This is a genomic window from Actinoplanes sp. TFC3 (assembly GCF_001553785.1).
Classification (GTDB): Bacteria; Actinomycetota; Actinomycetes; order Mycobacteriales; family Micromonosporaceae; genus Actinoplanes.
In genome coordinates this window covers 1332976-1341693 of the sequence record NZ_LOJP01000001.1, presented here as the reverse complement: position 1 = coordinate 1341693, position 8718 = coordinate 1332976, and the positions used below count along the sequence as shown (strand labels likewise).

General features: G+C 70.4%; 9 protein-coding genes and 1 tRNA gene. 8 read left to right on the top strand and 2 right to left on the bottom strand.

The window, feature by feature from the left end; translation table 11 throughout:
• On the bottom strand, positions 1-788 hold a 788-nt coding region (locus TFC3_RS37795; RefSeq protein WP_067496716.1), incomplete at its 3' end, for a hypothetical protein.
• A gap of 407 nt (positions 789-1195) precedes the next feature.
• Positions 1196-2848: a copper resistance protein CopC gene (locus TFC3_RS06020; RefSeq protein ID WP_067496713.1), complete on the bottom strand. Its 1653-nt coding sequence runs from the start codon at positions 2846-2848 to the stop codon at positions 1196-1198.
• An 83-nt stretch (positions 2849-2931) separates the two neighbouring features.
• Between TFC3_RS06020 and TFC3_RS06015 the strand changes: the two genes are divergently transcribed.
• The 8 genes from TFC3_RS06015 to TFC3_RS05980 all read left to right on the top strand — a co-directional run.
• Positions 2932-3471 (top strand): sigma-70 family RNA polymerase sigma factor, encoded by a 540-nt coding sequence (locus TFC3_RS06015; RefSeq protein WP_067496711.1) that lies wholly within the window; start codon positions 2932-2934, stop codon positions 3469-3471.
• Between the two features lie 69 nt (positions 3472-3540).
• Positions 3541-4035, top strand: coding sequence for a MauE/DoxX family redox-associated membrane protein (locus tag TFC3_RS06010; RefSeq protein ID WP_067496708.1), 495 nt, complete (start codon positions 3541-3543; stop codon positions 4033-4035).
• On the top strand, positions 4032-4757 hold the full coding sequence (locus tag TFC3_RS06005; RefSeq protein ID WP_067496705.1) for a thioredoxin domain-containing protein: 726 nt from the start codon (positions 4032-4034) through the stop codon (positions 4755-4757). Before TFC3_RS06010 ends, TFC3_RS06005 begins: the two co-directional genes overlap by 4 nt.
• An 8-nt stretch (positions 4758-4765) precedes the next feature.
• Entirely contained in the window at positions 4766-5743 is a 978-nt protein-coding gene (locus TFC3_RS06000) for a hypothetical protein (RefSeq protein ID WP_067496702.1), read from the top strand.
• Positions 5740-6210 (top strand): thioredoxin-dependent thiol peroxidase, encoded by a 471-nt coding sequence (bcp, locus tag TFC3_RS05995; RefSeq protein ID WP_067496697.1) that lies wholly within the window; start codon positions 5740-5742, stop codon positions 6208-6210. The genes TFC3_RS06000 and bcp overlap by 4 nt, the downstream gene beginning before the upstream one ends.
• Before the next feature lie 79 nt (positions 6211-6289).
• Positions 6290-7972, top strand: coding sequence for a methyl-accepting chemotaxis protein (locus tag TFC3_RS05990; RefSeq protein ID WP_082771872.1), 1683 nt, complete (start codon positions 6290-6292; stop codon positions 7970-7972).
• A gap of 133 nt (positions 7973-8105) precedes the next feature.
• Positions 8106-8182: transfer RNA gene (locus TFC3_RS05985), tRNA-Leu, on the top strand.
• A gap of 96 nt (positions 8183-8278) precedes the next feature.
• Positions 8279-8718 (top strand): GNAT family N-acetyltransferase (locus TFC3_RS05980; RefSeq protein WP_067506055.1); only part of this gene is annotated, 440 nt, incomplete at its 3' end.

The window sequence follows — 8718 nt, the reverse complement described above, 5'->3', positions numbered from 1 at the left end:
GGCTTGGAGTCCGCGAGGGTTCTGGGGCGGTGGGACGCCGAGTGTCGGCCGCCGGCGGTGCGGCTCAGGGGGAGGGGGGCTCCGATGGCCTGCATGAGGTCGGGGACCTGGCTGGGTTCGACCACGTAGACCACTTCGCGGCGGCGGGCCGGCCAGCCGAGGATGATCATGCCGCCCATGACCAGCAGGGTGCCGAGGATGAGCAGGGCCCAGGTGGCTTGGTTCAGCCAGCCGGGGCTCAGGGCCGCGGTTGTTTCCAGCCGTACGCCGGGCTGCGCGGCCGCGTTCATGATGATCAGGCTGTACGGGGTGTCGCGCAGGTCCGACGGCTTCCAGTCGAGGGCGCCGACGCCGCTGGCCAGCCAGAAAGTCTGCCGCGAGGGCAGCTTTTCCGGTGCCCGGGTGCCGGGTACAAGCTGGCTGGTCACGGGCAGCGCGCCCGTCCCGAGGTCGATCGAGGATACCGAGATACGCGGAATATCCTGCAGGTACGCAGCCGCCTTGTCGCGCGGCGCCAGGCCGACGAAGGCCGGGGCGTTCGACGAGGTTGCGGTGATTCTCAGCTTGGTGTCGCCGAAGCGGGCGAACGGGGCGTCACTGCCCAGCATCGAGTCAACGTCGTCGACAACCACGGCGTACCCGGAAGTGGCCACGCGTTGCATGCTCCCGCTGAAGGCCCCACCCGCGTCGCGGTGCTGCATGGCGGCCCAGAATGCGCCTCCGGCCAGCAGCGCGGGCAGTCCGGCGGTCAGCAACAGCATGCCGAGGATCGTGCGGAACACCCGCATCGCGATCTCCCCCTTCTCGGTGGTACTGCGGAGACCATACAGACCGAAATACCGCCAAAATGGATAAACCGGCGGTTGGGCCGCTATTGGGTGTCGCGGGGGTAGGGAAAGGGACGGCGGCGCAGGGTCCGGGAAAGGCTCCGGCAAAGAGGGAAAGGGCTCCGGCACAAAGGGAAAGCGGCAGCGCAAGGAGAGCGCGGCACAAAGGGAGCGCGGCACAAAGGGAGCGCGGCACAAAGGGAGCGCGGCACAAAGGGAGCGCGGCACAAAGGGGAGCCGCGGCCCGATGGAGTACGAGCCGCGGCTGGGTTCTGTTTCGCAGGGGTGGCCCGAGCGAGGCGAGGTCCGGGTGTCGTCCGGCCATCCCCTGCAAAACCGAACCCCGAGGCCTGGCAGGCCCGTACCGACTAAGAGATCTTGACCGTCATGGACAGCGTCGACTGGTCGATGTCGCTGGTGCGGACGGTGAACTTGAACGTCCAGTCCCCCGCCGCGGGCAGCGCGATGTCACCCACCGCGTGGAAGTCCGTGATGCGCAGCAGCGGCACCTCGATGGGTTCGATCCCCTTGGCCGGCAGCGCCGCCGTGGCCGTCCACTCCACCACCGGCAGCGGCTTGTTGTCGGGGGTGTAGGCGTAGAGGTGCAGGGAGTTGTTGCCTACTGTGGCCGGGAAGACGTCGACCTGCAGCGACATCGAATCGCCCTTGATGGTCTGCGACACAGTGGTGGTCGCCGCAGCCGTCTGGGCCGCCTCCGCGGTGCGGGGCGGCGGGATTTGGACCAGGGCCGCGGTCACGCCGAGCACGATGGCGGTCACCGCTAGTTCGGCGAGCACGGCGCGGCGCAGGGTTCGGGGGCCGGTTTCGGCGGTGCGGTTGCGCACGAGATTGCGCGAGTACGCCGCCACGCCGATCACCACGGCGGCGAGCCCGATTTTGACCAGGATCAGCCGGCCGTACGTGCTGCCGTACAGCCCCTTGAAGGTATCGACCTCGATCAGCGCCTGCACCGAGCCGGCCACGATAAGCGCGGCCACCGCGGTCGCCGCCCAGCGCGACCAGATCGGCAGGATGGCCCCCAGCTCCCGCTCGTTGGCCTGGCGCAGCAGGAAGCCGACCAGCATGACCAGGCCGCCGAGCCACACCGACATCGCGGCCAGGTGGATCGCGTCGACCACGACCGAGACCCCGGCGACCGGCGAGGCGGTAGGGTGCCCGGTCAGCGGCCAGGTGGCCAGCGCGGCGACGCCGAGAACGCCGAGCAGGGCCAGGTCTGCCTTGGAGTCGCCGCCGGAGCCGCGCAGCAGCGGGCGCAGCAGGAAGGCCGACGCGATGACCACGCCCAGGCGCACCAGCATGACGGCACCGAACGTGCTGCCCAGCACATCCTGCAGATCACTCACAGAAACGTCGAAGAGGCCGGTGCCGGTGGTGTACGGCGCTTGCAGCCACAACGCCAGCACGGTGCTGCCCAGCACCAGGCCAAGGCCGGTCCACACCAGGCGAGCCGGGACAACCCGGGACAGTCGTTGCGGCCAGAGCAGCGCCAGCACCAGGATCGGGCCGACCAGCAGTACGAGCCCGGCGTAGCCGAGATATTTGCCGATCGGGATGAGCGCCCGGACCACCGGGTCGACCTTTTCCGCGGCCTGGGACTCGGTGGGCGGGGTCGAGGCGGCGCCGACCGAGTAGGTGATGCTGCCGCCGACCGGGTGGCTGTCCGCCGAGACGACGCGGAAGCTGACCAGGTAGGTGCCGCGCCCGCCGCCCGAGCGCAGCGGGATGGTCACCGAGCCGCCGCCGGCCTGGGGGCCGCCCTGATCGGCGCGGCTGCCGTCCGGGGCGAGCACCTGGATCTTGCCGGAGATCAGCTGCACCGATTCGCTGAAGGTGAGCGTGACCTTGTTGGGCGCGTCCGGGACGATGCTCCCGTTGCCCGGGTCGCTGGCCACCAGGGCGGCGTGCGCGCTGGCCGGGGCTGCGGGGCCCAGAAGCGCGCAGAACAGCCCGAACAGCAGCCCCGCGACAGCCGCAGCCGCCCGGCGTCGATCAAGCGTCATGTCAGCAATGCTCCCCGATGCGCTGCCGGGAGCCAAAAGGTGGTCGCAGATCCGGGTCGGCGGCGGGCGTACCATCTGCGCTTGTGACTGCCAGCGACCCGCTCACCGCGCTTGCTCTGCGGGCGCGGTCCGGCGACGGCGCGGCGCAGGCCGCCCTGGTCCGGGGGACGCAGGCCGAGGTCTGGCGGTTCACCGCGGCGCTGGTCGATCCGGGGGCGGCCGATGATCTGACCCAGGAGACCTTTCTGCGGGCGTTCCGGGCGCTGCCATCGTTCGAAGCCCGAGCGGGGGTACGTACCTGGCTGCTCGGCATCGCCCGCCGCACCTGCGCCGACCACCTGCGTGCCGTGGTCCGCCGCCGCAAGCTCGACGCCGCTCTGGCCGCGCAGGTCTGGACGGACCGCCCGCAGCAGCCCGACCCGGCGCATCGCCTGGGCGCGGCTGACCTGCTGGGCCGGCTCACTGAGGAGCGGCGTACGGCTTTCGTGCTGACCCAGGTCCTCGGCCTGTCCTACGCCGAGGCCGCCGAGGTCGAGGAAGTCCCGGTCGGCACCATCCGCTCCCGGGTGGCCCGCGCCCGCGACGAACTGGTCACCGCGGTAACCGCCGCGCAGGCAAGCTGACTCACAGCCAAACCTCAGGCAGTAGGACGGAACCTGACGGCGCTCCGCGTCGACTAAGGGAGCGTGAGCATGGAGACCGGACTGTCTGCGCGCAGGGCCGTGATGCTGCCGTGGGTGTCGACCGTGGCCCGGCTGGGGCTGGCGGCCGTCTGGCTGATCGCCGGCGGCCTCAAGGTCGGTGACCTGGCCGCGTCCGGGCGGGCCGTCAGCGCGTACCAGATCTTCCCGTATGACGTGGCCAAGGTGATCGGGGCGGTACAGCCGTTCCTGGAGATCGCGCTGGGTCTGCTGCTTCTCGCCGGCCTCGCGGTCCGGCTCAGCGCCGGCATCTCGGCGGCGCTGCTGCTGATCTTCATCGCCGGGATCATCTCGGCCTGGTCGCGGGGTCTGCAGATCGACTGCGGGTGTTTCAGCTCCGGCGGGGAACTCGGCGCCGGAGCCAGCCCCACGTACGGCTGGGACATCGTGCGGGACGTCGGTTTTCTTGTGCTCGCCGGGATTCTGCTGTGGTGGCCGCGGACCCGCTATTCGGTGGACGGCATCTTGATGGGGGACGTGCAGTGAGCAAAGCCACGAAGGACCGGGCCCAGGCCAAGCGGATCGTCGAGCAGCAGCGGGCGGCCGAGCGGCGCCGCCAGGTCACGATCTGGACCTCCGTCGCCGTGGTGGCAGTGCTGGTGATCGCCGGGCTGGTCGGGTGGGGCATCGCCGCCGGTCAGGAGGACAACAAGACGGCCAACCTGGTCACCCCGAGCGTCGCGGTGGACGACGGGACGGCGTTCGCGGTGGGCACCGGGCCGGTCAAGATCGACGTGTACGAGGACTTCATGTGCCCCATCTGCGGGCAGTTCGAAAGCTCGGTGGCCGGCACCATCGACCAGTTGGTAGCCGCGAACAAGGTGACCGTGCAGTACCACCCCATCGCGATCCTCGACGACGCCTCGTCCACCGCGTACTCGACCCGCTCCGCAGCCGCGTCGGCCGCCGCCGCGGTGGGCGGCAAGTTCGCCGAGTACCACAAGGTGCTGTTCGCCAACCAGCCCGCCGAGGGCAGCGCCGGGCTGGACGATGCGAAGCTGGTGGAGCTCGGCAAGTCGGTCGGGCTCGGCGATGACTTCGCCAAGGCAGTGGACGACGGGACGTACAAGGCGTGGGCCACCAAGGTCACCGACACCGCGGCATCGCGCCGGGTGACAAGCACACCGACGGTCAAGGTCGCCGGCACGAACCTGCAGGACCGCAGCGCGGCCGGTCTGACCGCGGCCGTGGACGCAGCGGCGCAGTAAGGGCGGCATTGTTCGTCGCTGGGCTGGCCGGGGCGTTGCTCGTGCCGGCCGGCCCGGCGATGGCCCATGGCGGGGACGCGCCCGATGCCACCGCGTACCGCACGCAGGTCGGTGGGCTGAGCGAGCCGGTGACCGGGCTGAGCGTGCGGGCGGTCGAGGCGGGCGCGCGGCTGGAGCTGGTCAACCACACCGGCAAGACCGTGGAGATCCTGGGCTATCAGAACGAGCCCTACTTAGCGGTACGACCGGACGGCACCTACGAGAACACCAGCTCGCCGGCCACCTACTCCAACGCGACGCTGGACGGCGACTCCCCGGTGCCGCCGAGCGCCGATCCCACCGCGGCCCCCACCTGGCGGAAGGTGTCCGGCGAGACCAGTGTGCGGTGGCACGACCAGCGCACCCACTGGCTCTCCCCCGGCCTGCCACCCCAAGCTCAGGCGGACCCGTCGCAGCCGCACAAGCTGCGGGACTGGGCGGTACCCCTGCGCATCGGCGCGCATGTCTTCACCGTTACCGGCATGCTGACCTGGGAACCCCCGCCGCGCGCGTGGCTGTGGTGGGCCGGTGCGGTGGTGCTGGCCGCGCTGGTGGGTGGCCTGGGCCGGCGGCGGTTCCGCTGGGCGGGGCCGGTTGCGCTGCTCACCGGCACGATCGGTTTCGGGTACGCCCTGACGCGCGCGATCATCGGCGTGAGTGGACAGGCTCCGGCGGTTGCGGCGGGGGTGCTGGCGATCGTTGCCGGGGTTTTGGCCACGCGTGGACGTACCCCCTTCATGCTGTTGCTCGGTGGGGTGGCCGTGACCATTTTCGGCGGGCTGAACGACGCCGGGGTGTTGCGGCAGGCCGTCATCAACTTCCCCGGACCGGGTTGGCTGGCGCGGGTGGCAGTGCTCAGCTCGATCGGTGCGGGTGCCGGGCTTGCCGTGGCCGCGGTGCTGCGCCTGCGAGCGAGCGCACCGTCCCGGATATCTTCGGACGCATGACCGAACGACTCTCCTCCGGCGACCCGGCTCCCGGCTTCAGCCTGCCCACCGACAACGGTGACACGCTTGCGCTCAAGGACCTGCGCGGCCGCAAGGTGATCCTGTACGTGTACCCCGCCGCCATGACCCCCGGCTGCACCACGCAGGCCTGCGATTTCCGTGACAACCTCGGCTCGCTGCAGGCCGCCGGGTACGAGGTAGTCGGCATCTCCCCCGACACCCCGGCCAAGCTGGCCACGTTCCGCGAACGCGACGCCATCACGTTCCCCCTGGTCAGCGATGAGGACAAGAGCGTGCTGACGGCCTACGGGGCGTTCGGCGAGAAGCAGCTGTACGGCAAGACGGTCACCGGCGTGATCCGCTCCACCTTCGTCATCGACGAGAGCGGGGCGATCGAGAAGGCGCTGTACAACGTCAAGGCCACCGGGCACGTCGCCAAGCTGCGCCGGGATCTCGGCATCGACTGAAACACCGGGTCAGAAACCGCGGATTCCGGGCGCGGGTGCCGAACAGAGTGGTAACCCCCGTGCGCCCCAGGAGACGCCGATGCCGACTGCCGCCGCCAAGCCGCCCCGCCGTTTCGCGCGCGTCAGCCTGCCACGCGGCCTGTCGCGTCGCCGTCACGGGCCTTCGCGTGGCCGCCCCGGGCTCTTGCGGCGGCTTACCGTTGCGCAGAAGCTCTTTGCCAGTTTCGGCCTGCTGGCGCTGCTCGTCGTTGTTGTCGGCAGCGCCGGCCTGGTCGAGCTGGGCAGCGCCAACTCGCGGCTCGACAGCATGTACAACGGGAACCTGCAGGCCATCGCCCGCCTCGGTGAGGTCCGCGCCGAGGTGCAGCAGGCCACCGCGCTGACCAACAAGCTGATTCTGCGCTCGGCGCTGACCGACGTGACCAGCGTGCAGACCGAGATCAAGCGCCTGGACACCACGATCGACGCCACCTGGAAGGCGTATGTCGCGCACCCCGCGGCCGGCACCGCCACCGACCGGGCCGCGTTCCTGGCCGGCATCACCGAGTACCGCAAGGTTCGTGACGCCCAGCTCGTGCCCGCCGCGCAGCAGAACAGCCTGGGCACCTACCTGGGCGTGCAGAACAACTACATCGACCCGCTGACCAGCAAGATCACCGTGGCCCTGAACAACCTCGCCGGCATCGAGGACAAGGCCGCCGCCCGGGAGAAGTCCGCGGCGAGCGGCAACGCCAGGATGGCCCAGGTGCTCACGTGGGGCCTGGTCGCCGGTGGCCTCGCGTTCGCCATCGCCGTCGCCGTGGCGGTCAGCCGCGCCATCGCCCTTCCGCTGCGTCAGACCGTCACCGTGCTCGAAGCGCTCGCCGACGGCCGGCTCGACCAGCGCTTGGAGGTGCGCGGGCGCGACGAGGTCGGCCGGATGGGCGAGGCCCTCAACACCGCGCTCGACCGGCTCACCGCCGCAATGCGCGACATCGGCACCAACGTGACCACCCTGGCCACCTCGTCCGAGCAGCTCACCCAGGTCGCCGGCCGGATGAACTCGTCGGCCGCCCGCTCGGCCAGCCGCGCCCAGGCGGTGTCCACGGCGTCGGAGGAGATCAGCCGCAACATCACCACCGTGTCGGCCGGCGCCGAGGAGATCGGCAGCTCGATCACCGAGATCGCCCGCAGCACCTCCAGCGCGGCCGACGTGGCCAACCAGGCCGTCCGGATCTCCGCCGAGGCCGGTGCGATCCTGCACAAGCTGGGCACGTCCTCCGCCGAGATCGTGTCGGTCGTCCAGCTGATCACCGGCATCGCCGAACAGACCAACCTGCTCGCGCTCAACGCCACCATCGAAGCAGCCCGGGCCGGAGACGCGGGCAAGGGCTTCGCGGTGGTGGCGGGCGAGGTGAAGGAACTGGCCCAGGAGACCGCAAGGGCAACCGAGGACATCCGTACGAGGGTGGGCGCCATCCAAGCCGACTCCTCGGCAGCGGTGGCCGCGATCGCCGGGATCGGAGCGGTGATCGACCAGATCAACGCCACCCAGAGCGCAATCGCCGCGGCCGTCGAGGAGCAGACCGCCACCACCAACGAGATGAGCCGCAACGTCGGCGAAGTGGCCACCGGTTCAACGGAGATCTCCAGCAACGTGGCTGAGGTAGCCGACGCCGCTGCCGAAACCACCCAGGCGGCCGCCGGTACCGCGAACGCCGCCGACGACCTGGCTCGAGTCGCCCACGACCTGCAGCAGAGCCTGGCGATGTTCCGCTACTGAGAAGTCCCTCCGGGAGGGGACCGCCGACCCACGGCGGCCGTCATGCGGCTCTGATCCGCGAGGCGGCCGCCGTGCCATGTCACCACCCGGGTTCAATTTCACCGGCGGGCGGCCTTAGAGTAGGGACTCACCAGGGGCCGTATCCCAATTGGCAGAGGAATAGGTTTTAGGTACCTACAAGTGCGGGTTCGAGTCCCGCCGGCCCTACCAGCACTTCCGAGCCGGACCTTGCTGTCCGATGCGACCCGGGTCACCTTGGTCTGAGCCGTCGGCGGGGGCGGTGCGGCGCCCAGGACGATGGCTGGCATGGCGCTTGAGTTCGTTCTCGATCCCCCGCTGACCGATGAGCTGCGCGAGGACATCGTTCAACTGTGGGCCGACGTCACCAATGCGGGCGGGGCTGTTGGTTTTGTTGCCCCGGTGACAGTGGACCTGGTGCGGCCGGTGGCTGAGGCGGCGTTCGCCGGGGTGGCTTCGGGCGTCGACCGGTTGATCGCGGGCTGGGATGACGGGCTGCTGGTGGCGCTGCTGATCATCGTGGACAACCGGTTCACCCTCAAGGCGCACTGGCGGGTGCTGAAGCGGGTGATGGTGCTGCCCGGAGCGCAGGGGCGCGGGTACGGGGCGGCGCTCATGCGGGAGGCCGAGGCGGTTGGGCGCGCACTGGGGCTGGAGGCACTGCAGGTGACCGTGCGGGATGGGCAGGGGCTGGATGGGTTCTACCGCAAGCTCGGGTACCGGGAGGT